This window comes from Coprococcus aceti (assembly GCF_025567285.1).
Lineage (GTDB): Bacteria > Bacillota > Clostridia > Lachnospirales > Lachnospiraceae > Coprococcus > Coprococcus aceti.
The window spans coordinates 160,520-184,557 of the sequence record NZ_JAOQJT010000007.1; the positions used below are offsets into that span (position 1 = coordinate 160,520).

The 24,038-nt window shown below is 45.4% G+C and carries 18 protein-coding genes and 1 pseudogene; all 19 read left to right on the forward strand.

Annotated features, from left to right (window positions below; genetic code table 11):
* Nucleotides 1-50: 50 nt before the first annotated feature.
* The 19 genes and pseudogenes from OCV54_RS10780 (at nucleotide 51) to OCV54_RS10870 (ending at nucleotide 23,668) form a co-directional block, all read left to right on the forward strand.
* On the forward strand, nucleotides 51-617 hold the full coding sequence (locus tag OCV54_RS10780) for a P-loop nucleotide/nucleoside kinase family protein (protein WP_015533536.1): 567 nt from the start codon (nucleotides 51-53) through the stop codon (nucleotides 615-617).
* A 41-nt stretch (nucleotides 618-658) separates the two neighbouring features.
* Nucleotides 659-1,894: a DUF1015 domain-containing protein gene (locus OCV54_RS10785; protein ID WP_055223949.1), complete on the forward strand. Its 1,236-nt coding sequence runs from the start codon at nucleotides 659-661 to the stop codon at nucleotides 1,892-1,894.
* A gap of 19 nt (nucleotides 1,895-1,913) precedes the next feature.
* Entirely contained in the window at nucleotides 1,914-3,797 is a 1,884-nt protein-coding gene (locus OCV54_RS10790) for a GlgB N-terminal domain-containing protein (protein ID WP_055223951.1), read from the forward strand.
* 15 nt (nucleotides 3,798-3,812) lie between these two features.
* Nucleotides 3,813-4,721 (forward strand): mechanosensitive ion channel family protein, encoded by a 909-nt coding sequence (locus OCV54_RS10795; protein ID WP_015533533.1) that lies wholly within the window; start codon nucleotides 3,813-3,815, stop codon nucleotides 4,719-4,721.
* 139 nt (nucleotides 4,722-4,860) lie between these two features.
* Complete coding sequence (locus tag OCV54_RS10800; RefSeq protein WP_055223953.1) at nucleotides 4,861-5,988, forward strand: CobW family GTP-binding protein; 1,128 nt, start codon at nucleotides 4,861-4,863, stop codon at nucleotides 5,986-5,988.
* Nucleotides 5,989-6,019: 31 nt separating this feature from the next.
* A complete protein-coding gene (locus tag OCV54_RS10805; protein WP_015533531.1) occupies nucleotides 6,020-6,979 on the forward strand; it encodes a TIGR03943 family putative permease subunit in 960 nt (319 codons plus the stop codon).
* Nucleotides 6,980-7,160: 181 nt separating this feature from the next.
* A complete protein-coding gene (locus OCV54_RS10810) occupies nucleotides 7,161-9,470 on the forward strand; it encodes a hypothetical protein (RefSeq protein ID WP_055223955.1) in 2,310 nt (769 codons plus the stop codon).
* Complete coding sequence (locus tag OCV54_RS10815) at nucleotides 9,470-10,435, forward strand: ABC transporter ATP-binding protein (protein ID WP_022216089.1); 966 nt, start codon at nucleotides 9,470-9,472, stop codon at nucleotides 10,433-10,435. Before OCV54_RS10810 ends, OCV54_RS10815 begins: the two co-directional genes overlap by 1 nt.
* Complete coding sequence (locus OCV54_RS10820; protein WP_055223957.1) at nucleotides 10,413-11,303, forward strand: ABC transporter permease; 891 nt, start codon at nucleotides 10,413-10,415, stop codon at nucleotides 11,301-11,303. Before OCV54_RS10815 ends, OCV54_RS10820 begins: the two co-directional genes overlap by 23 nt.
* A 120-nt stretch (nucleotides 11,304-11,423) precedes the next feature.
* Nucleotides 11,424-12,956 (forward strand): YifB family Mg chelatase-like AAA ATPase, encoded by a 1,533-nt coding sequence (locus OCV54_RS10825; protein WP_055223958.1) that lies wholly within the window; start codon nucleotides 11,424-11,426, stop codon nucleotides 12,954-12,956.
* A 1-nt stretch (nucleotide 12,957) separates the two neighbouring features.
* The gene (gene dprA / locus OCV54_RS10830) at nucleotides 12,958-14,037 is read left to right on the forward strand and encodes a DNA-processing protein DprA (RefSeq protein WP_055223960.1); all 1,080 of its coding nucleotides are present in this window, start codon (nucleotides 12,958-12,960) and stop codon (nucleotides 14,035-14,037) included.
* A gap of 77 nt (nucleotides 14,038-14,114) precedes the next feature.
* Nucleotides 14,115-16,199: a type I DNA topoisomerase gene (gene topA / locus OCV54_RS10835; protein ID WP_055223980.1), complete on the forward strand. Its 2,085-nt coding sequence runs from the start codon at nucleotides 14,115-14,117 to the stop codon at nucleotides 16,197-16,199.
* Nucleotides 16,200-16,520: 321 nt separating this feature from the next.
* A complete protein-coding gene (gene codY, locus OCV54_RS10840) occupies nucleotides 16,521-17,285 on the forward strand; it encodes a GTP-sensing pleiotropic transcriptional regulator CodY (protein WP_022216094.1) in 765 nt (254 codons plus the stop codon).
* A 38-nt stretch (nucleotides 17,286-17,323) separates the two neighbouring features.
* On the forward strand, nucleotides 17,324-18,532 hold the full coding sequence (locus OCV54_RS10845) for a DUF6115 domain-containing protein (protein WP_055223962.1): 1,209 nt from the start codon (nucleotides 17,324-17,326) through the stop codon (nucleotides 18,530-18,532).
* A gap of 19 nt (nucleotides 18,533-18,551) precedes the next feature.
* Nucleotides 18,552-19,298: a hypothetical protein gene (locus OCV54_RS10850; protein WP_055144096.1), complete on the forward strand. Its 747-nt coding sequence runs from the start codon at nucleotides 18,552-18,554 to the stop codon at nucleotides 19,296-19,298.
* Between the two features lie 182 nt (nucleotides 19,299-19,480).
* On the forward strand, nucleotides 19,481-20,215 hold the full coding sequence (gene rpsB / locus OCV54_RS10855; protein WP_055144098.1) for a 30S ribosomal protein S2: 735 nt from the start codon (nucleotides 19,481-19,483) through the stop codon (nucleotides 20,213-20,215).
* A gap of 30 nt (nucleotides 20,216-20,245) precedes the next feature.
* A complete protein-coding gene (tsf, locus tag OCV54_RS10860; protein ID WP_022216097.1) occupies nucleotides 20,246-21,325 on the forward strand; it encodes a translation elongation factor Ts in 1,080 nt (359 codons plus the stop codon).
* A 402-nt stretch (nucleotides 21,326-21,727) separates the two neighbouring features.
* Nucleotides 21,728-22,412, forward strand: a pseudogene (locus OCV54_RS10865) (response regulator transcription factor).
* A complete protein-coding gene (locus OCV54_RS10870) occupies nucleotides 22,409-23,668 on the forward strand; it encodes a sensor histidine kinase (RefSeq protein WP_055223964.1) in 1,260 nt (419 codons plus the stop codon). Before OCV54_RS10865 ends, OCV54_RS10870 begins: the two are co-directional and overlap by 4 nt.
* Nucleotides 23,669-24,038: the final 370 nt, after the last annotated feature.

The window sequence follows — 24,038 nt, forward strand, 5'->3', positions numbered from 1 at the left end:
GATAAACTATTAGAAAAATTGATTTCATTTACATGGAGGCATTTATAGATATGAAGAAGCTTATTTTAGTTACATCACCACCAGCATGTGGAAAGACATTTATTTCAAAGCAGGTTGCAAAGGCACTTCACAATTGTGTATACCTTGACAAGGATACACTTATCGTACTTTCAAAGCAGATATTTGTAGTTGCCGGACAGGAGTACAACCGTTCATCAGACTTCTTCCAGAAGGAGATCAGAGATTACGAGTATTACTGTGTGCTGGATCTTGCATTTGAGGCATTGGATTACAATGATACAGTTCTCATCAATGCTCCGTTCACAGAGGAGATCAGAGATGATGAGTATCTTGACAATCTTCGCGCTAAGCTTGCAGAGAAAGATGCAGAGCTCTTCGTTATCTGGGTAAATACAAGAAAAGATGTATGTCATGAGAGAATGATCAAGAGAGCTTCAGACAGAGATACATGGAAGCTTGAGCACTGGGATGAGTACATCAACAGCCAGAACTTCAATCCGCCTACAAACATCAAGGATCTCTTCATATTCGAGAACTCATCAGAGGAGGAATATGAGGATTCGATCAAGAAGGTTGTCAAGGCTGTGAGAGGTTAATTGGCACATACAATAAAATATTTATGACAGGAGTAGAGAATATGGCAACAATCAGAAGTTTTAGAGCCTATAGACCGAGACCAGATGTTGCAGGCAGAGTAGCTGCCTTGCCATACGATGTGTATAACCGTCAGGAAGCAGAGATAGAGGTCAAGCGCGAACCATTATCATTTTTGAAAGTGGACAGAGCAGAGACATCCTTTGGACCAGATGTGGATACATATGCTCCATGTGTATATGATAAGGCTGGTCAGCTGCTTCAGGGCATGATAGATGATGGAACATATATCATGGAGCGCAGACCAGTCTATTATATTTATGAGCTTATCATGGATGGCAGGCATCAGACAGGACTCGTGGCATGTTCTTCTATAGATGACTATATGAATGGAGTCATCAAGAAGCATGAGAATACCAGAGAGGACAAGGAGATAGACAGAATAAAGCATGTCGAGGCATGCGGAGCGCAGACGGGACCTATATTCCTTGCGTACAGAGCGATAGATAAGGTTGACGAGATCATCGATAGAGTGAAGAAGGGTGATAAGTTGTACGGCTTCACATCACCTGACGGGATCACTCACAACGTATGGATAATAGATGGCCAGGAAGATATAGACACCATCAGAGCTGCATTTGAAGGAGTGGACGATATCTATATAGCGGATGGACACCACAGGGCGGCATCGGCCGTCAAGGCGGGAATCCATATGAGAGAGAAGAATCCGGGATATACCGGGGATGAGGAATTCAATTATTTCCTCTCTGTACTTTTCCCTCATGACCAGCTTATGATCATGCCGTACAACAGAGTGGTAAAGGATCTCAACGGACATGACAAGCAGGAATTCATGGATGAGGTTTCAAAGATATTTGATGTGACAGCCAGTGATGTTCCGGTGGAACCACAGGTCAAAGGACAGGTGGGAATGTACATGGATGGAAGCTGGTACAGACTGGATGTCAGAGAAGGTATTGTTCCGGATGATGTCGTGGGCAGACTTGACGTATCGGTACTTCAGGACAATGTGCTTGCACCGATACTTGGAATACAGGATCCGAGAACTGATCAGAGGATCATGTTCGTAGGTGGAATCAGAGGACTTGCAGAGCTTGAGCGTCTGGTGGATGGAGGAATGGCGGTTGCATTCTCGATGTATCCGACATCCATCACTGAACTGTTCGACATTGCAGATGCGGGACTTCTCATGCCTCCAAAGTCAACGTGGTTTGAGCCAAAGCTCAGAAGCGGAATATTTATACACAAGATAGACTAACATTAGGAGAAGGGGTTTTATGGAGATATTTGTATTGAAATCAGATGAGGTTGCAGCGATAACAAGGGGTACGCATGGCAACCCTCATCATATTCTTGGTATGCACCAGTGTCTTAATGACTGCTATGTAAATGCATACCTTCCGAGGGCTACGGCTGCGTTTGTTCTCAGGATAAATGAAGAAACGGGCGAGCCGATATTTAAATATCCTATGACCGAGATAGGTTCACAGGGATTTTTTACAGTGAAGATCGAGGATAGCGGGGCATTTGCATATAAGCTCATAACAGAAGGCGAGCAGGCGGCTGAATTCTATGATCCGTATTCATTCGGATACAGCGTGGATCCGGTCAATGTCATGAAGGTGGTAAATGGAGACGATGGAATATTGTCGGATTTCCATGTAAAGGATCTGTTTGGAGCAAGACAGATCACGCTCGATGGTGTACAGGGTGTATCGTTCTGCATGAATATGCCGGGGGCAACCAGGGTCAGTGTGGTCGGAGATTTCAACGGATGGGATGGACGCGTGAATCCTATGAGAAGGATTGACTACACTGATATGTTTGAGCTGTTTATTCCGGGCGATCTCATGAATACCAGATACAAATTCGAGGCATTATACAGAGATGGAAATACAGATATATTTGCAGACCCTTACGCTGAGGTTTATGAGGTGGCACCGGGAAATGCGTCGGTACTTGCAAAGCTTGAGTATAGCTGGTCAGACTCTTCATATATGAAGAAGAGAGGCAGTGTATCTGCCCCGGTAAATATATATGAGGTCCACATGCCGACATGGAAGAGAAACTCAGATGGATATCCTCTTAACTATCTCGAATTTGGCAAAGAGGCTGCCATGTACGTGAAGAATATGGGATACAACTACATACAGTTTATGCCACTTATGGAATATAGAGATGACAATGGCTGGGGCTATGATACCGTGGGAATGTTCGCTCCGACATCGAGATTTGGAACACCTACGGAGTTCATGGCTATGGTCGACCATTTCCACAGCAAGGGAATAGGCGTTATCATGGATATGGTATCTGTGAGGGATGTGGATTGCATCGCATATTGGATAGACACATATCATCTGGACGGAGTAAGGCTGGAGGACGAGGAACTTATCAGAGCATTGAGAACAACCCTCGGCACTGCAGGCGATGCTGTCATGACAGATCTCAGGTGGAATAATGAAGCTGTGTCCAGAGTGACAGATTTCATGATGATACCTCCAGTGAACAGAGGAAGCTTTATGGATTATACATGTGGTATACCATTTGACGAGAAGGATGATACCGTATGGGCGCTCAGCCATGATGAGGTTGCATATGAGCGTGGAAGTTACGCATCCAAGATGTCGGGTGGCTATGAGGACAAGTATGCTGATCTCAGACTTCTGTTTGGTCTCATCATGTCACTACCGGGAAGAAAGCTGACGTTTATGGGACAGGAATTAGGCGGATTTGTCGGGTTTGACGGAAGAACCCAGATCGACTGGTCGGTTCTTGAGTTCGATGCAAACAGCTATTTTCAGAAATATATAAAGGAACTCAACAAATTATACGATACAAAGAATGCTCTGTGCGGTGATGGCAGGAACCTTGCCGGCAGTGCACTTGATATACAGGAGAAGGGACAGGTAATATCATTTGTAAGACATGGTTTGGATGTCGCAGATGATGTGTATATTGTCTGCAACTTCGGACTTAAAAATGTGACAGGATATAAGCTTCCGGTTGAGACGGATGGAAAGTACAGAGAGATCTTCTCAAGTGATAACCTGAAATACGGAGGCGAGGGCAACAATAACAAAGGATATAAGACTGCTGCGGATGGCGTGATAGAAGTGAGTGCTCCTGCACTGTCATTTGCAGTGTTTGCCCATGTAAAATAGGAGGAATAGACATTTATGCTATTGATTGGTGATCTGTATAACATGGCGGCTGATACTGCGACCACAGAGAGTGTGGTCGGGGATGCGGTGAAGGAGGCCACGGATCAGGTAAGTATCGTAGGGCAGTATATCCAGAAGCTTACAGACTGGTGTATGTCCAAGCTTGGCAGTATAGTTGTGGCTGTCATATTCATGGTCGTCTGCTTCAAGCTGGTGAAGTTGCTGCTCAGGATACTCAGGAAGAGTTTTGAGAGGTCAAAGCTGGATCCAAGCGTTGCTGGTTTTTTCATATCTGCGGTCAAGATTGTTCTGAATGTGTTGATCGTGCTCACTGCGGCGAGCATTGTGGGATTTCAGATCACTTCATTTATAACTATACTAGGCACAGCGGGGGTTACCCTCGGACTTGCACTTCAGGGAAGTCTGTCGAATCTTGCGGGCGGCTTGTTGATTCTCATATTAAAACCATTCAGGGTCGGTGACTATATTGTGGAGAACAATACCCACTGCGAAGGAACAGTCGTGTCCATAGACATATTCTATACAAGGCTGATAACTTTCGACAACAAATCAGTCGTCATACCGAATGGCAACATATCCAACACATCCCTTGTGAATGTGACAGAGCATGATATGAGGAGGGTGGATATACCATTTTCTGTTGCGTATGATTCTGATATGGAGAAGGTCAAGAGGGTTACCATTGAGACCATTAAGGATGTGGATGGTTATCTTCCGGATGAGCAGATTCTGTTCTATATAGATGAATTTGCAGACAGTGGGATCAATATGTATGTGAAGTTCTATGCGACGATAGAGAAGTTCTTTGATGCCAAGTGGGATGCCATGTGGAAGCTGAAAAAGGCATTTGACGAGAATGACATAGAGATTCCATTTAATCAGATGGATGTACACATGAAATAAATACTCAATAATCCACATATGATGTCTGATTTCTTGCAAAAATAAAAGCAATCGAGTATAATCATGTGGATGTAGATATCAAAGACCGTGTATTTAGTATACATGGTCTTAATATAAATTTGTTTAAGGAGTGATTGATATGACAAAGATTGATATTATCTCAGGCTTCCTTGGAGCTGGCAAGACAACGTTGATCAAGAAACTTATTGAGCAGGCATTTAAGGGAGAGAAGCTGGTTCTTATAGAGAACGAGTTTGGTGAGATAGGAATCGATGGCGGTTTCCTGAAGGATGCCGGCGTTCAGATCACAGAGATGAACTCAGGTTGTATCTGTTGTTCACTGGTCGGAGATTTCGGTACTGCACTTAAGCAGGTTATCACAGATTACACACCTGACAGGATCATCATTGAGCCATCAGGAGTTGGCAAGCTGTCTGACGTTATCAAGGCAGTAAAGGATGTATCAGGAGATCTTGATGTAGAGCTCGACAGCTACACAACAGTTGCCGATGTGTCAAAGGTTAAGATTTATATGAAGAACTTTGGCGAGTTCTTCAACAACCAGATCGAGAGTGCTAACACTATCATCCTGAGCAGAACACAGACTACTACACAGGACAAGATAGAGAAGGCTGTAGCCATGATCAGAGAGAAGAACGATCATGCAACCATCATTACAACTCCATGGGATGAGATCGATGGAGCAGCCATCAGAGAGGCTATGCAGAACTACAAGTCTCTTGAGGAGACAATGATGGATGAGGCTAAGAAGGGACATGATCATGACCACGACCACGGCGATGAGTGCACATGTGGCTGTCACGACCATGACCATCATCACGACCATGATGACGACCATGAGCATCATCACGACCACGATGAGCACGAGCATCACCACGACCACGATGACCACGATCATCATCATGATCACGACCATGGTGATGAGTGTACATGTGGCTGCCATGACCATGATCACCACCATCATCATGCAGATGAGGTATTTACAAGCTGGGGCAAGGAGACACCACACAAGTACAATGAGGACAAACTCAGAGAGATCCTTGACACTCTGGCTGACACAGAGAAGTACGGTGTTATCCTCAGAGCAAAGGGTATCGTACCTAGCGATGCAGGTGAGTGGCTGTACTTTGATCTTGTACCAGGCGAGTTTGAGGTCAGAAAGGGCAAGGCTGACATCACTGGTAAGCTTTGCGTAATAGGAAGCAAGCTTAAGGAGGACGACCTTGCAGAACTGTTCGAGGTTTAAGCAGGTTGTTCTATGATAAGGAGTTAATATGATGGGACGTCAGAATAAAGAGATACCTGTATATGTGTTCATGGGATTCCTTGAGAGCGGTAAGACAACATTTGCCAAGGAGACCCTGATGGACAGAGGCTTTACAGGTGGAGCCAAGACACTTCTTCTCGTCTGTGAGGACGGAGAGGAGGAGTATGATCTTGAGGCTCTGAAGAAGGCTAATATATATACAGAGTTCATAGAGGAAGATCAGCTCACCACAGACCATCTCCTTGACCTTCAGGACAAATACAATCCGGAACAGGTCATGATCGAGTACAATGGTATGTGGAAGCTCGATAAGATATTTGAGATAAGGGTTCCAAAGGGATGGACGGTTGTCCAGGTTATCTCATTTGTGAATGCGGAGACATACGATGTGTACTCACAGAACATGAAGGCAACCATGGTTGAGCAGTTCAACAGTGCGGACATGGTCATCTTCAACAGATGTGATGAGAATTCCAAGATCCCTGAGTGGAGAAGATCCATCAAGGCGGTGAACAGAAGAGCACAGATCATCTTTGAGATGAAAGATGGATCCATTGCACCTGAGACAAATGAACCTGAGGATCTGCCATACGATGTGAGCGCAGATGTGATAGAACTGCCGGATGACGATTTCGGTATCTGGTATGTGGATGCATCTGACATGAAAGAGAGATACGACGGCAAGAAGATCCACTTCAAGGCCATGGTATTTAGACCAAAGCAGTACGGCAGCAATGCATTTGTTCCTGGAAGATTCGCCATGACATGCTGTGTTGAGGATATCCAGTTTGTCGGATTCAAGTGCTATTATCAGGGTGCTAAGAATCTTGTGGACAGACAGTGGGTTGATGTCACAGCCAAGATAGGCTACGAGTATTACCCAGATTTTGAAGGTGAAGGACCTGTTCTCACAGCAGAGAAGGTCACACTCACAAGTGCACCTGATGAAGAGGTAGTATATTTCAGTTAAGAGTTGAGCAGCTCCCTGAATACATGATATTTGATGTATCCGGGGAGCTTTTTTTTGCGCGGACGGGGAATGCCGGAAGAGCTTTGACGTGTCCTTACGAAAGTGTAAGTTGCGTTATTTACCGGCAGAATTTATTATAAGTTTAGTGTAAAAAATAAAGTCAAATTGGAAGGAAAGACTTATGATCAGATCGGCGAAACTTGCCTGTGGCGGTGCGGTTGCACTTATGCTGCTTGGAGGTATGATCTGTCCAGCTATGGCGGAAACGAACACAGATAGTGCATATGGACGGGTTGAACAGAGGATAATTGAAAATAACCCTGATTTTGATATACAGCTAAAGTATGGACTCAATGGATATGCGGTAAATGACAGAGGCAGTGTTATCAGGCTGGATATTGTGTGTGACACAGATTTTGCGGGAAATGTGTCTGTGCAGACGAGCTATTCCGAGGGTTTTGGCACAAAGAATATGACATATGCCAAAGATGTGGAATTCAAGGCGGGTGAAAATACAACGCTGGAATTCTGTGTCGACAATATGGGCTCCGGCATAGCAAAGGTTGAGATCAAGGACAGCGACGGAGTGCTGGTGTACTCAGAGCGGGATTCGCTGAGTATAGAGGGCAATGATATGGTAGCCGCAGTGGGAGTGATTAGTGACAGACAGGATGCCATGTCTTATATAGAGGATGTTTCCATGGACAATGTGTATGATAATGCAAAGGTAGAGACTGTTGCATTATCACCCTCAGACATTCCTGAGTCCGAGGAGGGACTGGAGGCTATAGAGTACCTGTTGGTGGATGATTATGATCTGTCGGGATTGTCAGAGAAGCAGAGTGCTGCCATAAAACAATGGGTGTACAGTGGTGGAGCTATGATACTGGCCAAGTCGTCAGATGAAAATGAACTCAGCAGCTTTGACGGCGATTTTGTCTCCGCTGTGAATGACACACAGAAGGTACATGAGCTGGACGGCTCAGATGGGTACTATCTGAATATGGGATATGGCAGGATCGTGGTGCTCCCGTATTCGCTTGCACAGACGGATGAGAAGGATAAGACTGCCCAGGCGCAGGCTGCTCTGGAGGCAGGCTTTACGGATATGACACAGAACTGGATCGATGGAGGCTGGTATTATGGTGGCACATATTATGGATATGATGTGGCAAATGCAGCCAACAAGAGAAGCACCCCGTCACCTGTTGTCATTATGCTCGTGCTGATCATATATATCATTGTGTGTGGTCCTGTGGCGTACATCGTCCTCAGCAGGCTCAAAAAGAAGGAGCTCATATGGGGAGTTATCCCGGTATGTGCAATTATCGGTACAGGTGCCATATATATGGTAAGCCTCAAGTACAGAGTTACAAAGCCTATCGGACTTACATTTGTGGCTGCGGATATAAGCGGTGATACCAAGCGGGAGGATGCATATTCATATATAATAGGCGGCAGATCAGGCCAATACAAGATAGACATCAACAGCAAATATTCCAACATCGAGATGGATGATTCCATGGAATCCAGCTTTTATGACAATCTCAATGCGGTAAAAAATGATGGAAAAGATGGCGTTACACTGAATTATTACAGCAATCGTTCATTTGGCACTATATCAGCTAATGCAAGCTTTGCTGGAAGCAACGATATTGGAAGAATTCGGAAGAATTTGACATTATATACAGATGGCTTTGAGGGAACATTGACAAATGACACCTCGTACGATGTGGAGAATCTTGTGGTCATGTCCGAGGGATATTATTACGTTGCTGATGTCCTGAGAGCGGGAGATACCATACGGATAAGCAGGAAGAATACCCACAAATTTGACGGCGGCTCCATACTTGACGGAATGAGATCATATTACACGAAGAAGTATGGTGAGGATTATTTCGGAGATGATGAATCGTCGGCGGAATGGTCCAGAAATTATTACATGCAGCTCCGGCTTGCCCAGTACAGTAGACTCGCTGCAGATGACGGCGTTGTGGCTGTGTGGGGAACCATACAGCGGGATCCGGATATGATGAGTGATGCCGATACGGAAAATTATGGCAGCTATATGGTATACGACATAGATACCCTTAAATATGAGGATGTGGATGGAGTTTATTATTACAGCATTTATGACAGGGATGAGAATGGAATCGGCGGATCAGATTATGGTGATGACGATCTGTTGATGTATTCTGAAACCGTGGACGTTAACATCAGATTTGGCAAGAATGATGATATAACGGAACTGATATACGATAAGACCCAGGCGGGAAGCGGCAAGAACAAGGTCGTAGTGCAGATGCTCAACAGAGAGACCGGTGAATATGACACGGTATTTGCCGATGGACAAACGATCATAAAGGGGCAGGAACTTGACAAATATATGTCGGACGGATGCCTGGCTATGAGATTTATATCTCCTCAGCAGGGAGATTATTATGTGGACAGTTACCTTCCACATATCAGTGCGAGGGGAGGTGTCCGGTAATGGTTGATATAGAAGAACTCACCAAGAGATATGGAAAGTTTGTTGCGCTCGATCATATGAATCTTCATATTGATAAGGGCGAGATATTCGGATTTGTCGGACCAAATGGTGCCGGTAAGACGACAACCATGAGGATCATGTGCGGACTCCTTAAAGCCACATCGGGAAAGGTCACCATAGACGGTGTAGACGCACTTGGCAGACCTGCGGATGTGAAACGGAAGATAGGATATGTTCCTGACTTTTTCGGTGTGTACGACAATCTGAAGGTCATGGAGTACATGGATTTTTATGGCTCCATGTACGGCATGAGCAAGCGGGAAGTGGAGAAGGTCGCAGATAAATATCTGGAGCTTGTCGCCCTTCAGGATAAAAAGGACGAGTTCGTCGACAGCCTTTCAAGAGGTATGAAGCAGAGACTCTGTGTAGCAAGAGCGCTCATACATGATCCCGAGCTTCTGGTGCTCGATGAGCCGAGTTCGGGTCTGGATCCAAGGTCAAGACATGATATGAAGAATATACTGCGTGATCTGAAGGAGATGGGCAAGACCATCGTGATAAGCTCGCATATTCTGCCGGAGCTTTCAGAGATGTGTACGAGTATAGGTGTCATAGACCACGGAAAGATAGTGGCCAGCGGAAGCGTGGATGAGATTGTAAATGGTGATAAAAACATGCCTCCTGTAAGGATAAAGGGATATATGTTGGGACTTGATGCGGAGGCCTCAGCCAACAGGATATCTGTCATTGTGAAGGAAAGATTCAATGTGGATCGCATAAGTATACAAGATGGAGAAATTCTTGTCTATTATTCAGGCACGAGGGAGTCTGACGCCGAGCTTCTCAGAAGTCTTGTGGACAACGGTGTGCACGTTCATCAGTTTTTCAGGGAGAAGGAAGATCTGGAATCCCTGTTCCTTAAGATTACGGGAGGTGAGAATCGTGGCGCGAAGAACAATTATTAATCCCATATTGAAGAAGGATATTCTGGTAAATGCGAGAAGTGCCAGAATGGTCGTGACGATAACAGTCATCAACTGCCTGTTTGCGCTGGTTGTCGGAATGCTCTTCATGACGAGCAGAGGCTCAGCATATCAGGTATATTATTCAAATATTGCACAGATGTTTCCTGTGCTTGCGGTGTGTGAGCTGTGCATAATAGGACTCATAGTTCCGATAATCACATCCACCTCGATATCCGGTGAGAGGGAGAGACAGACGCTTGAGATCATGCTGACGACTCCGGTAAGACCTATATCGATAGTTGCCGGAAAGCTCCTGTCGGCAGTTGCCACCACGGCAATGTATGTCATAGCAACTCTTCCGTTTATGGCGGTTGCATTCATAGTTGGAGGAATGGGCTGGGACGAACTGTTCAAATACCTTGGAATGGTTCTCTTTATAGATATATACGTTGGTAGTATCGGAATATTTTACTCCTGCGTGAAGAGAACTTCTGTGTCGGCGGCCATATCAACCATAGTGACTATAGCGGCTGTTGTGTTTTTATCATATGCGATAGGAAACGTTTTTGAATCCATGATGTATATGTCGGACGGTTCAAGAAGCAGTTATGCTGCTTATATGATGGGAAAGGCAGTGTGCTATGCAGTCAATCCTGCCATATGGATAGCAGAAAATTTCATCAGATTGCTCAAGGATGAATCTGTGGTGGAAACCATGACGGGATACGGTAAATACACGAATTTCGTGGTGGATCATATGGCCGTGATCTCAGTGTGTGTGAATCTCGCAGCATCATTTGTGCTGCTTAAGGTGGCTTCGGTGAAGCTGGTTAAGGGCAGCAGAAAAAGGAAAAAGTCAAGGATATGATATTCCAAATAGGTATACAAAATGGAGTTTGACTTGTGTTTGATTATGGGATATCCTTTTTAGTGTAATATGTGCTCCGATGGAGAGGCTGCTCGGCAGAGCGGGAAGGAGCACTTGCTTATGTATAGTAAAGTATTAAGTGGACTTGTACAGGGAATCGACGGGACGCTCATATCAGTGGAGACGGATATACACGATGGGCTTCCCGTTATGAATATGGTCGGATACCTGTCCTCCTGCGTGAAGGAAGCAGGAGAACGGGTCCGGACTGCACTGCGCAATTCTGGTTTCAACATTCCTCCGAAGAGAATAACGATCAATCTCTTTCCGGCGGATATCAGAAAGGAAGGCACTGCCTTCGATCTGCCCATCGCAGCGGGTATGCTGGCGTCCATGGGCGTTATTCCAACAGACAATATAAAGAACATACTTATCCTTGGAGAGCTGGGGCTTGATGGACATGTGAATACGGTGAGCGGTGTGCTGCCCATAGTTCACTCTGCGTACAGCGAAGGTGTGAGGAGCTGTATAGTGCCGGCGGGGAATTCCAGGGAGGCCGCCATTATACGTGGGATGACTGTTATACCGGTCACAAGTATAGGAGAGCTGGTCGATCACTTGAGTGGTATACAGACCATAGAGCCTGAATATGTTGATGTAGAAGCCATGCTGGATACGTCAGGGGATGAAGCTGAAGTGGATTTCTCTGAGGTAATGGGGCATGAATCCCTTAAACGTGGAGTGGAGATAGCCGCGGCGGGAATGCACAACATACTCATGACAGGCCCCGCCGGGGCAGGCAAATCCATGATAGCCAGACGTATCCCGACGATACTTCCGAGACTCAGCCTTGAGGAGAGTATAGAGATAACGAAGGTGTACAGTGTGGCGGGGCTTCTGGATGAATCCTGTCATATAATAAACCGCCGTCCATTCCGGGCACCTCATCATACGATATCCCTGCATGCCCTGTCCGGCGGCGGGCATAATCCGAGACCAGGAGAGATAAGTCTTGCACACGGTGGTGTGCTGTTTCTCGATGAGCTGCCGGAGTTTAACCGGAACGTGCTCGAGGTCATGAGACAGCCCCTTGAAGACGGTGAGGTCAGTATATCAAGGCTTGGTGGAATATACAGATTTCCTGCGGACTTCATGCTGGTTGCGGCGAGAAATCCATGCCCCTGCGGACAGTACCCGGATATGAACAGGTGTACATGCACGGTCAGGCAGATCAGGAATTATAATGCCAGGATAAGCAAGCCTCTGCTTGACAGGATAGATATAAATGTGGATGTTAGGAAGGTGGACTGCAGACAGTTATTTGGTGGCCGGACAGGGAAGAATTCAGCAGAAATGAGGGAGAGTGTGCTGAGGGCCCAGAGGATACAGAGTGAAAGGTTCAGCGATGAAAATATACGGTTCAATTCCCAGATGGATTCGTCATTATGCAGTAAATATGTAGTACTTGACGGCGAGGCAAAGAATTTCATGGAGGATTGTTTTGCCGATATGGATATGACTGCGAGAGGAGCATACAGGGTACTCAAGATAGCCAGGACTATTGCGGATCTCGATGGAGATCCTGAGGTCGGGATAAAACACCTGAGAGAAGCGGTGTTCTTCAGAAATGCGGACATTCAGGGAGGTGTGTGACATGACGGAGGAATTACTTTATCTCTGGTTTGGGATGATAAGCAAGATGACTCACACTGTGAAGATGAACGTTGCCATGAAATACGGAGGTATAAGAGGACTGTGGAACACTTCTGAGGAACAGCTTCGGGATGAACTCACACAGGCTCAGGCTGACGGATTCCTTGAACACAGGGATGCCGGGAAAGTTGCGGCATATGCAGAGGAGCTTCGAAGAAATGACATTACATATATTTATCCGGGACATAAGCTGTATCCCGGGAAGCTGTATGATATACCGGATCCCCCAATGCTTCTGTTTGCAGCAGGGGATGTGGATGTGCTGGCGGATCTGGACCCTGCGGTTGCGGTGGTAGGGGCAAGAAAGGCCTCTGTGTACGGAAGGGAAGCTGCCAACAGGCTGTCGGGGGAGCTTGCAGCATCAGGGGTTACTATAGTCAGTGGAATGGCACTGGGAATAGATGGCGCTGCGCACAGAGCTGCCATGAAGGCCGGAGGAAAGACTGTGGCTGTGCTCGGAAGTGGTATAAATGTTCCGTATCCGAGGGAGAACTATGATATATATCACGACATAAGAAATGGCGGCGGAGTAGTGCTGTCGGAATGTGGGCTTGACATAAGACCGGATGCTTTCAGATTCCCGTACAGGAACAGGATAATCAGTGGACTTTCGTCCGGTGTGCTCATCGTTGAGGCGAGGGAAAAAAGCGGTTCTCTGATCACTGCGGACCAGGCGCTGGAGCAGGGGCGGGAAGTGTATGCTGTTCCCGGGAGGATCACGGATTCGGGCAGCAGAGGCTGTAACGGACTTATCAGAATGGGGGCGGTGTGTGTCACACAGGTGGAGGATATACTTGATGAAATGGGCATAAACCGAGCTGAATCAAAGGCATTTAACAAAAATTTACTTGCGCCTGCAGAGAAAAAAGTGTATAGTTGTGTACGTTTGGAATCAAGGCATATAGATGATATATGCTTCGAGACTGGGATTTCAGTGTCTGAGGTGACTCAGATATTGTATGAATTAGAACAGAAAAGATTGATAAAACAGTTGGTAAGAAATTATTATGTCAGAGCCTGACCATGAAAATGAACACTGCCGGAAGATGCTCTGGGATGATAAGAATTACAGGAAACCTACAGAAAGGACAGATAGCTATGGCAAAAAATCTTGTTATTGTTGAGTCTCCAGCTAAAGCTAAGACAATAAAAAAGTTTCTTGGATCAAACTATGAGGTGATTGCTTCGAATGGCCATGTGAGAGATCTGCCAAAGAGTCAGATGGGAATAGACGTTGATAATGATTTCGAGCCCAAATATATCACTATAAGGGGTAAAGGTGATATCCTTGCCGCTCTGAGAAAAGCGGTTAAGAAGGCCGACAAGATCTATCTCGCAACTGACCCGGACCGTGAGGGAGAGGCTATATCCTATCATTTGATGAAAGCACTTAAGCTGGAGAATAAGGATTACAAGAGAATTACGTTCAATGAGATCACAAAGAATGCGGTAAAGAATTCTATAAAGCAGGCAAGGGACATAGACATGAACCTTGTGGATGCCCAGCAGGCGAGACGAGTGCTCGACAGACTTGTTGGTTACAAGATCAGCCCGGTTCTCTGGGCAAAGATCAAGAGAGGTCTTTCTGCCGGACGTGTACAGTCTGTTGCACTCAAGCTCGTGTGTGACAGGGAGAAGGAGATAAATGATTTTATCCCGCAGGAATATTGGACACTGGACGCGAATCTTACCGGCGGCAAGCTCAAGAAGCCTATCACGTTCAAGTTTACCGGAGATGGTAAGAATAAGGAAGAGATATCAGGCAGAGCGGCACTCGATGAGATACTCAGCGGTCTTCAAGATGGAGAGTACGTTGTAAAGTCCATAAAAGAGAGTGAGAGAAACAAGAAGGCACCGCTGCCATTTACAACAAGTACGCTGCAGCAGGAGGCTTCATCGAAGCTCAATTTTGCGACATCCAAGACGATGAGGATCGCACAGCAGCTCTATGAGGGAGTTGATATCAAGGGCCGTGGAACGATAGGTCTCATAACATACCTGAGAACAGATTCCACTAGAATATCAGAGGAAGCAGTTGCTGCTGCTGACAAATATATAACGGACAATTTCGGTGATATATATATTGGCGATTCAAATGGACGCGCCAAGACAGATAAGAAGATACAGGATGCTCATGAGGCTATCAGACCTACAGATGTGACTCTGTCACCGGTCATGGTAAAGGAACAGCTCTCAAGGGATCAGTTCAGACTGTATCAGCTCATATATAATCGTTTCCTTGCAAGCCAGATGGCGGGGGCGGTATATTCTGTCAAGAGTGTAAAGGTAAGCTGCGGCGATGCGACATTCCAGACATCCGCATCAAAGATAGCATTTGACGGATTCCTTGCTGTATACAATCTGGACAATGACAGAGGAGAGACAGTTGCGGGAATCAACAATCTTGCTGAGGGCGATGTGCTGGAGCTTGACGGCTTTGAGGAGAAACAGCATTTTACACAGCCGCCTGCAAGATATACAGAGGCATTGCTTGTCAAGACATTGGAGGAGCTTGGAATTGGAAGACCAAGTACCTATGCTCCAACCATATCGACCATACTTGCGAGAAGATATATAACGAAGGAACAGAAGAAGTTATATGTGACAGCCATAGGTGATGCGGTTAACCAGAGCATGGAGCAGGCGTTCCCGGTTATCATAGATGTTAATTTCACGGCTAACATGGAGTCCCTTCTCGATAAGATAGGAGAGGGAACCGTGGACTGGAAAGTGGTTGTCCGCAATTTCTATCCGGATCTCGACGAGGCGGTGAAGAAGGCGGAGGCAGAACTTGAGTCCATCAAGATAGAGGATGAGGTGTCCGAGGAAGTGTGTGACGTGTGCGGACGAAACATGGTCATCAAGTATGGTCCTCACGGCAAATTCCTAGCGTGTCCTGGATTCCCTGAGTGCAGATTTACAAAGCCGTTCTACGAGAAGATAGGTGTTACCTGTCCTAAGTGTGGCGGAGACGTGGTCATCAAGACGACGAGAAAGGGCAGAAGATACTATGGATGTATCAATGCACCTGAGTGTGATTTCATGTCATGGGCAATGCCAAGCAATGAGAAATGTCCTGAATGTGGAAAGTACATGATAGTAAAGGGCAATAAGCTGGTATGCTCAGATCAGGAGTGTGGTTATACCTGCAACAACAAGGCGGCGGAGACTGCTGATAAATAATTAAGATATAAGATATGTGACAGACAGATTCCTAATTGGAGACAATTAGTGAATTTGTCTGTTTTTTTGTTGAATTGTAGAAAAATTAAAAGAAGTGTATGGTTGTCATAATTATTAAAATTGTGTCGAAAAAAAGACTGACCACTATATGTTGTGGCTGAAAAATCCAGTAAAATCAACACTTTCTTAAATCTTTGTTTTTAGGACAACTTTACATAAAATATGGTTGTTATGTCAATCTTGTTGTGGTAGAATCACAAATAGTCATAATATTTCGAGCAAAAGATACTTTTTGTTACATAAAAAAATGGAGGATAACTTATGAGTGTACAATTGTTAGATAAAACACGAAAAATCAACAAGTTATTGCACAATAACAATTCACATAAGGTTGTTTTTAATGACATTTGTGATGTGCTCAGCGACATTCTTGCTTCAAACGTGATGGTAATAAGCAAGAAGGGCAAGATACTCGGACTCAAGAACAGAGAGGATATTCCGGAGATCCATGAGCTCATTGAGGGTAAGGTAGGAAGTCTCATAGACAACATGCTCAACGAGCGTCTTCTTCTCGTCCTGTCCACTAAGGAGAACGTTAATCTGACGACACTTGGATTTGATGGAAAGGATATAGACAAGTATCATGGTCTGCTCCTTCCTATTGATATAGCAGGAGAAAGACTTGGAACTCTGTTTCTGTACAGACTTCAGACTGAGTACGATATAGATGACATCATTCTTGGCGAATATGGAACCACCGTTGTGGGGCTTGAGATGATGCGGGCGCTCAATGAGGAGAATGCTGAGGAGAACCGCAAGCTGGCCATAGTGAGATCAGCAATCAACACTCTGTCGTTTTCAGAGCTGCAGGCGATCAAACACATTTTTTCCGAGCTTGACGGCGAAGAGGGAATACTGGTTGCAAGCAAGGTCGCAGACAGGGTAGGCATAACAAGATCGGTTATAGTGAACGCACTCAGAAAGTTTGAGAGCGCAGGTGTTATCGAGGCGAGATCATCGGGAATGAAGGGCACGTACATAAAAGTGCTGAATGATGTGGTGTTTGATGAACTGAAGAATGCCTGAGAACAGAATTATAAATACATCGAAAAGGAGAGACGTATATGATACCGGCAATAGTGACATTGATAGTAGGTGTAGCGATAGTGATAGTAAGCTTTTTCCTCACTGACGGTCCAAAAGAGAATACAGAGAATTCTGTGATGGATGAGAGCAGGGAGAATCTGGAGAAGAAGCTTGATGAGTATTGTGACAGCCTTGTAGAGAAGAAGAAGAATGAGCTGAAGAAACAGGGCGAAGCTGTGAAATCAGACATGAAAAAGGGCCTTGATGAGGTCAGGGAGTCATCGAAAAAAGAGCTTGCTGAGATGAGAGAGAGTTCAAAGAAGGAAATGAGTGAGCTCATGGACAGCACAAGGAATGAGCTGGATGAATTCAGAGCCGGCACAGTCAAGGCAAATGAGACAGCCCAGGCTGATACCCAGAAGAAGATAGATGATGCAGTCAAGGCATACGAGGAGGGTATAGAGGCTGCAAAGAAGAAGATGCAGACAGAGCTTGAGGCTTGTGAGAAACAGTTGTCAGAGAAGGCCAAGAAGCAGATGATAGATTACATCAACCAGAGCCTTAAGGACGCATACGAGGCATATGATCCGGATGACACCAGCGAGAAAGAGCCTGTGACATACGATGAGCCTGAGACTGTAGAGACTTCCGAGTCAGAGCCTGCGGAGGCAGATAACGGATCAGAGAAGACTGAGCCGGATGCAGAGAAAGCTCAGTCAGAAAATGATTCTCAGGCAGCAGATAAGACAGAGACAGCAGATGGAGCTGAGACTAAAGCTGATGCTGAAGCAGAAGATGACGTAAAGACAGACGGTATCGCTGACAATGATAAGTCGGAGACATCCGAGGGTGAAGCGCAGAAAGAGAATACCGAGTCAGAGAGCAGCACTGAGGCTGCTGCAGATGCAGAGGCTGCCGAGAAAGCAGTCAGTGTGGAGGATGCACCGGTAACAGACAGTGCATTTACAGTGGTAGAGGCTGAAAATCCTGAGAAGGCAGCCGCAGCGATCGCTGAGAATAACAATGCTGCCAGATCTAGAAACAATCGTTCAAAGAAGAGAAAAAAGAAGAAAGCCGCTCAGAACAAGGTTGTTGATATATGGGATGAAGGCACAGATGTAGAGTCGCAGGTTGCAGATCTGCACAAGAAGGGACTCAGCATCATGGAGATCGCAAACAAACTTGGAATAGGAGTTGGAGAGGCTAAGGTTATGATAGACAAGATCAATGAGGCTGACAAACAGTAATCAGTCCGGGAGGTAAGCTATGTATAAAAAAAGTTATTTCAGAGGCCTTGGTACAGGGCTGGTGATAGGAGCACTTACCATGACTGTTGCGTTTAATTTTGGAAATGCCGGAAAAACTGATTCAGGTCAGGGCAAGACGGCGGTCGTAAGTCAGCAGCAGGATAAGAGCACAGAGGATTCTTCCACAGAGACGACAACAGAGAAGAAGACTGAGGATAAGACGACAGAAAAGACAACGACACAGAAAGTAACCACGGAAAAGAATGCCAATGCCGATAAGACTACAACAGAGACAGGCAAGTCAGAAAATGGCAAGAGCGATGCAGAGAGCGGCAGCGGAAGCAACAGTGGTACGACCGGAAGCTCCGACAAGTCAAATGGAACCGGCACAACAGATAACAACGGAGGTCTTTCTGATAAGACAGAGAGAGTTCCATCTGCCAAGGACAACGGCTATACAGAGGATAAGAATTCGCAGACCGGTTCAGGAAGCAGCACAAATAAGACTACCGAGGCGGCGACAGAGGCTGTGAAAGCGAGTGCCATCAAGTATGACAATGGCGGCGGAGAGATCACATTTGGAGCCGGCACATCAGCATACGAGATATGCCAGTTGCTTGGACAGATAGGCATCAGGGATGCAGATGAGTATTACGACTGGCTTCTCAGATCGGGATATTCTGAGAGTCTTGTACCTGGAACATACACATTTACCGGAAATGAGACAAACGGCGGAATAGTGTGGATCCTTTTAGGTCATCAGTAAATAAAAATATATAAAACACAAGAAAAAAGTGCTTGAATGCACTTTTTTTTTGTGTTACAATGTCGATTGCGTGAGTGCGCATAACAAATATACATGCTGGTTGATAGTTGGCGTGGTGCCTGTGCTCGGGTGGTCCAAAGAGTTGATGCCGGCAGAAGATTTTAACCATGGAGGTAGAAAAAATGAGCGTTATTTCAATGAAGCAGTTATTAGAGGCAGGTGTACATTTCGGACACCAGACAAGAAGATGGAACCCTAAGATGAAGCCATACATCTACACAGAGCGTAATGGTATCTACATCATCGATCTTCAGAAGTCAGTAGGAATGGTTGACGATGCTTACAATGCAATCGGTGATTGTGTTGCAAACGGAGGAACAATCCTTTTCGTTGGTACAAAGAAGCAGGCTCAGGACTCAATCAAGAGCGAGGCAGAGCGTTGCGGTATGTACTATGTAAATGAGAGATGGCTTGGAGGTATGCTTACAAACTTCAAGACAATCCAGACAAGAATCGCTACTCTTAAGAAGTACGAGGAGATGGAGCAGGACGGTACATTTGACGTTCTTCCTAAGAAGGAAGTTATCCAGATCAAGAAGGAGATGGAGAAGCTCGAGAAGAATCTTGGCGGTATCAAGAACATGAAGAGAATCCCAGACATGATCTTCGTTGTTGATCCTAAGAAGGAGAGAATATGTATCCAGGAGGCTCAGTCACTTGGAATTAAGCTTGTTGGTATCGCTGATACAAACTGTGATCCAGAGGAGCTTGATTATGTAATCCCTGGTAACGACGACGCTATCAGAGCTGTAAAGCTTATCGTTTCAAAGATGGCAGACGCTGTTATCGAGGCTCAGCAGGGTGTTGATGCTGATTCAGTAGATGAGGCAGAGGCTGAGGAGACTACAGAGGAGTAATTATAACAAATATTCGGAGGTAGAAATAAAATGGCAATCACAGCAGCTCAGGTTAAAGAGTTAAGAGAGCTCACAGGTGCCGGTATGATGGATTGCAAGAAGGCACTTGCAGAGACTGATGGTAATATGGAAGCAGCAGTAGATGTACTTCGTAAGAGCGGTGCAGTTAAGGCTGAGAAGAAGGCAAGTAGAATCGCAGCAGAGGGTATCTGCCGTGCAGCAGTTAATGGTACAACAGGTGTTGTTGTAGAGGTTAACTCAGAGACAGACTTCGTTGCTAAGAACGAGATATTCCAGACATTTGTTCAGCAGATCGCTGATCAGGCACTTGCTTCATCACTTGTTGGTGGCAAGGATGGCGAGGATGTTGAGGCACTTCTCGGAGAGAATGGTCTTAAGGAAGCCCTTGTTGACAAGACAGCAACAATCGGAGAGAAGTTATCATTCCGTAGATTCCAGAAGCTTTCAGGCGATGTAGTAGTTGACTACTTACACGGCAATGGAAGAATCGGTGTTATCGTAGCTGGTAACGGCGCAAGCGATGACGCTGCTAAGGAAGCACTCAAGAACGTAGCTATGCAGATCGCAGCTATGAACCCACAGTACATCAGCAGAGCTGATATCTCAGCAGACGCTATGGCTAAGCTTAAGGAGATCACAGTTGACAGTGCACTTAATGCACCTGATACACTTCCAAAGCCAATCCTTAACAAGCTTATTGCAAAGGCTGTTGACGGCGTATGGAGCGCAGAGGATGTAGCTATCTACGAAGAGAAGAAGAGCAACATGAACTTCTTATTCAACTTCCTTTCAAAGGAGGCAAAGGCACAGCTTGCAGAGCTTGCTATCGCTGATAAGGATGTTATCGTTGCAGATAAGATCTTCAATGGTCTTGTTGAGGGACGTATCTCAAAGCAGGTTAAGGAGATCAGCCTTCTTGATCAGGTATACGTTAAGGCTGAGGATGGCAAGCAGACAGTTGCCAAGTACCTTGAGTCAGTTAACAAGGATCTCAAGATCGCCAGCTTCGTTCGTTTCGAGGTCGGAGAGGGAATGGAGAAGAAGAACGAGGACTTCGCAGCCGAGGTTGCTAAGCAGATGAACGTTTAATCATATCCTGTATTTGAATATATGAATAATTGCCTTGCGGTTGGCTTTTGAGCTGGCCGTGGGGCTTTTTTATTGTCTGTTTCTGTTGATATCCGGCACTGTATAAAATATAATCTATGTAATTGCGGTTCAGATGATCGCAAACGAGCTTAGTAACGAGCAGGGACACATAGAATCGGCATCCGGGCTTTTGGTCGACCTTATGCCTGACGGTGTGGAGGCAGGGAAGCGGGTATGAATGCCCATCTTGCCAAGCCTATAGATATAGACAGACTTGTCCAGACAATTGTTGATGTCATGAAGGTTTAAGCTTTATTTAAGCTTGAGGGGTATAATACGAATTATAGATGGTTTGCGTGATATCTGGTGGAGACCATAATAATGTGAGACGGAGATAAGATTATGAGATTACTTCTTGCGGAGGATGAGAAAGCGCTTTCAAGCGCGCTTCAGGTTATATTGAAGCATAACAATTACTCAGTGGACGCTGTGTATAACGGACAGGATGCCTATGATTACATTATGGCAGGGGTATGACGGAGTCATACTTGATGTCATGATGCCAAAGATGGATGGCTTTACTGTGCTGTCAAAGATCAGAGCTGAGGGCTGCGATGTTCCGGTCATTATGCTCACGGCCAAGGCTGAGACTGATGACAAGATCAACGGCCTTGATCTGGGGGCGGACGATTATCTTGCAAAGCCATTTGAGACAAAGGAACTCCTGGCAAGGATACGCGCGATAACCAGAAGAAAGAGTGAGGCGGTCAGCACGGAGATGAAGTATGGCGACTGCACGTTAAACAGCCTGAATTATGAGCTCAGTTCATCTGGCGGAAGCGTAAAGCTGCAGAACAAGGAATATCAGATCATGGAACTGCTGATGGCAAATCAGAATGCGATAATATCAGCAGAGCTTATGATGGAGAAGATATGGGGCTATGACACGGATACGGAGATCAGTGTTGTGTGGGTCAATATCTCGTATATCAGGAAGAAGCTCAGTCAGATAGGCTCAGGGGTGTCCATTAAGGCAGTAAGAAATCAGGGATACACACTTGAGTATAAGGAAGAGGATAGAACATGATAAAGAATCTGAGAAAAAGATTTATATTTGCGGCAATGGCATCCACATTTGGAGTGCTGTTTGTCATAATGAGCATTCTCAACATAGCAAATTATGCCCGCATGGTTTCAAGGGCGGATGATACCTTAAGTGAACTGGTGGATAATAATGGACAGTTTGACCGCAGGGATTTTCTGAAAGAGAAGGTTAAGACCAATGCGGATTCCCAGCCACCTGATAAGCCTGATGGCAAGAGCAATGATAAGTTCTCACCGGAGACACCATTTCAGACAAGATATTTCTCTGTGGTCGTAAGTGATGGGGCTGTTGAGTCCTACAGCCTTGACAATATAGCTGCTGTTGATGAATCGGAAGCCGAGTCGTATGCTTTGAAGATACTTGGGGACGGTTCAGACAGTGGATTTACGGATATATACAGATACAGGGTAGCGGACTGTGAGGATGGAACCAGGATAATATTTGTCGACTGCCGTCAGGAGCTGGAGTCGTTCAGAAATACGTTGGTATACAGTGTAGGAGTGTCACTTCTGGGATTCCTTGCGGTGTTAATGCTGGTGCTGTTCTGGTCAAAGAAGATATTCAAGCCGGTGGCTGAGAGTTATGCCAAGCAGAAGCGGTTTATCACCGATGCAAGCCATGAGATCAAGACACCCCTAACCATCATAGATGCAAATACCGAGGTTATAGAGATGGTGAATGGTGAGAGTGAATGGACGAAGAACACCAGGGATCAGGTCAAGAGACTGACAGCGCTCACAAATCAGATGGTGGCTCTCTCCAGACTGGATGAGAATCCTGAACCGAAGGAGAAGGCAAAGTTTGATCTGTCTGATGTGGCGTATGAGGTGATAGATCATTTCTCGTCTCTGTCGGAGGTTCGAGGCAAGAAGATCAGCGCGGATATCGAAGATGGAATAAAGTATGTCGGAGATGAGAATTCCATCAGGCAGCTCATAAGCATACTGGTGGATAACGCCATGAAGTATGCTGTTGAATCAGCGGATATAAGTATATCCTTGAAGCGTGATGGCAGAAAGGTGAAGTTTGTTCTCAAAAACCTCACAGATGGCATGGAAGAGGGCTCTCAGGATATATTGTTTGAGAGATTCTATAGACCTGACAGCTCAAGAAATTCGGAGACCGGAGGTTCGGGAATAGGACTTTCTCTCGCCAAATCGATAGTTGAGTCTCACAAGGGTAGGATAACAGCAAGATGTGACGGGGATGGATACATCACATTCCAAGTTACATTATAGAATAATACAGTGTGTATACGTTAAAACGCTCTGTTCATGATATGAAGTTTACATAACATATCATGGACAGGGCGTTTTCTTTGTATAAGCGTTGGGATTTATTGTGCATATTTGAAAATACATAACATAATATCATTCTGTTGCGCACAAAATTGCACACAAATTGCGCTTAAGTTGCGCTTTGACATATACAAAATACACAAATAATTCTTAAAAACATTGTCTACAAGCGACATGGTAACCAGAACTCAAATATGTTAATATATCAATATGAGGACAAACGGTTGCGCAACTGTTGATCAACATTATTATTGCAAGGAGGAATCCTTGTGATAATGCAGACGCCGCGCGGAGCGCATTGGGATGCGTC

Coding starts and splice junctions, on each gene's coding strand:
- OCV54_RS10785 (WP_055223949.1), top strand. CDS start 659: ATGGCAACAATCAGAAGTTTTAGAGCCTATAGACCGAGACCAGATGTT.
- topA (WP_055223980.1), top strand. CDS start 14,115: ATGGCAAAAAATCTTGTTATTGTTGAGTCTCCAGCTAAAGCTAAGACA.
- OCV54_RS10850 (WP_055144096.1), top strand. CDS start 18,552: ATGTATAAAAAAAGTTATTTCAGAGGCCTTGGTACAGGGCTGGTGATA.
- OCV54_RS10790 (WP_055223951.1), top strand. CDS start 1,914: ATGGAGATATTTGTATTGAAATCAGATGAGGTTGCAGCGATAACAAGG.
- OCV54_RS10870 (WP_055223964.1), top strand. CDS start 22,409: ATGATAAAGAATCTGAGAAAAAGATTTATATTTGCGGCAATGGCATCC.
- codY (WP_022216094.1), top strand. CDS start 16,521: ATGAGTGTACAATTGTTAGATAAAACACGAAAAATCAACAAGTTATTG.
- OCV54_RS10825 (WP_055223958.1), top strand. CDS start 11,424: ATGTATAGTAAAGTATTAAGTGGACTTGTACAGGGAATCGACGGGACG.
- OCV54_RS10815 (WP_022216089.1), top strand. CDS start 9,470: ATGGTTGATATAGAAGAACTCACCAAGAGATATGGAAAGTTTGTTGCG.
- OCV54_RS10780 (WP_015533536.1), top strand. CDS start 51: ATGAAGAAGCTTATTTTAGTTACATCACCACCAGCATGTGGAAAGACA.
- rpsB (WP_055144098.1), top strand. CDS start 19,481: ATGAGCGTTATTTCAATGAAGCAGTTATTAGAGGCAGGTGTACATTTC.
- OCV54_RS10805 (WP_015533531.1), top strand. CDS start 6,020: ATGGGACGTCAGAATAAAGAGATACCTGTATATGTGTTCATGGGATTC.
- OCV54_RS10810 (WP_055223955.1), top strand. CDS start 7,161: ATGATCAGATCGGCGAAACTTGCCTGTGGCGGTGCGGTTGCACTTATG.
- tsf (WP_022216097.1), top strand. CDS start 20,246: ATGGCAATCACAGCAGCTCAGGTTAAAGAGTTAAGAGAGCTCACAGGT.
- dprA (WP_055223960.1), top strand. CDS start 12,958: ATGACGGAGGAATTACTTTATCTCTGGTTTGGGATGATAAGCAAGATG.
- OCV54_RS10795 (WP_015533533.1), top strand. CDS start 3,813: ATGCTATTGATTGGTGATCTGTATAACATGGCGGCTGATACTGCGACC.
- OCV54_RS10800 (WP_055223953.1), top strand. CDS start 4,861: ATGACAAAGATTGATATTATCTCAGGCTTCCTTGGAGCTGGCAAGACA.
- OCV54_RS10845 (WP_055223962.1), top strand. CDS start 17,324: ATGATACCGGCAATAGTGACATTGATAGTAGGTGTAGCGATAGTGATA.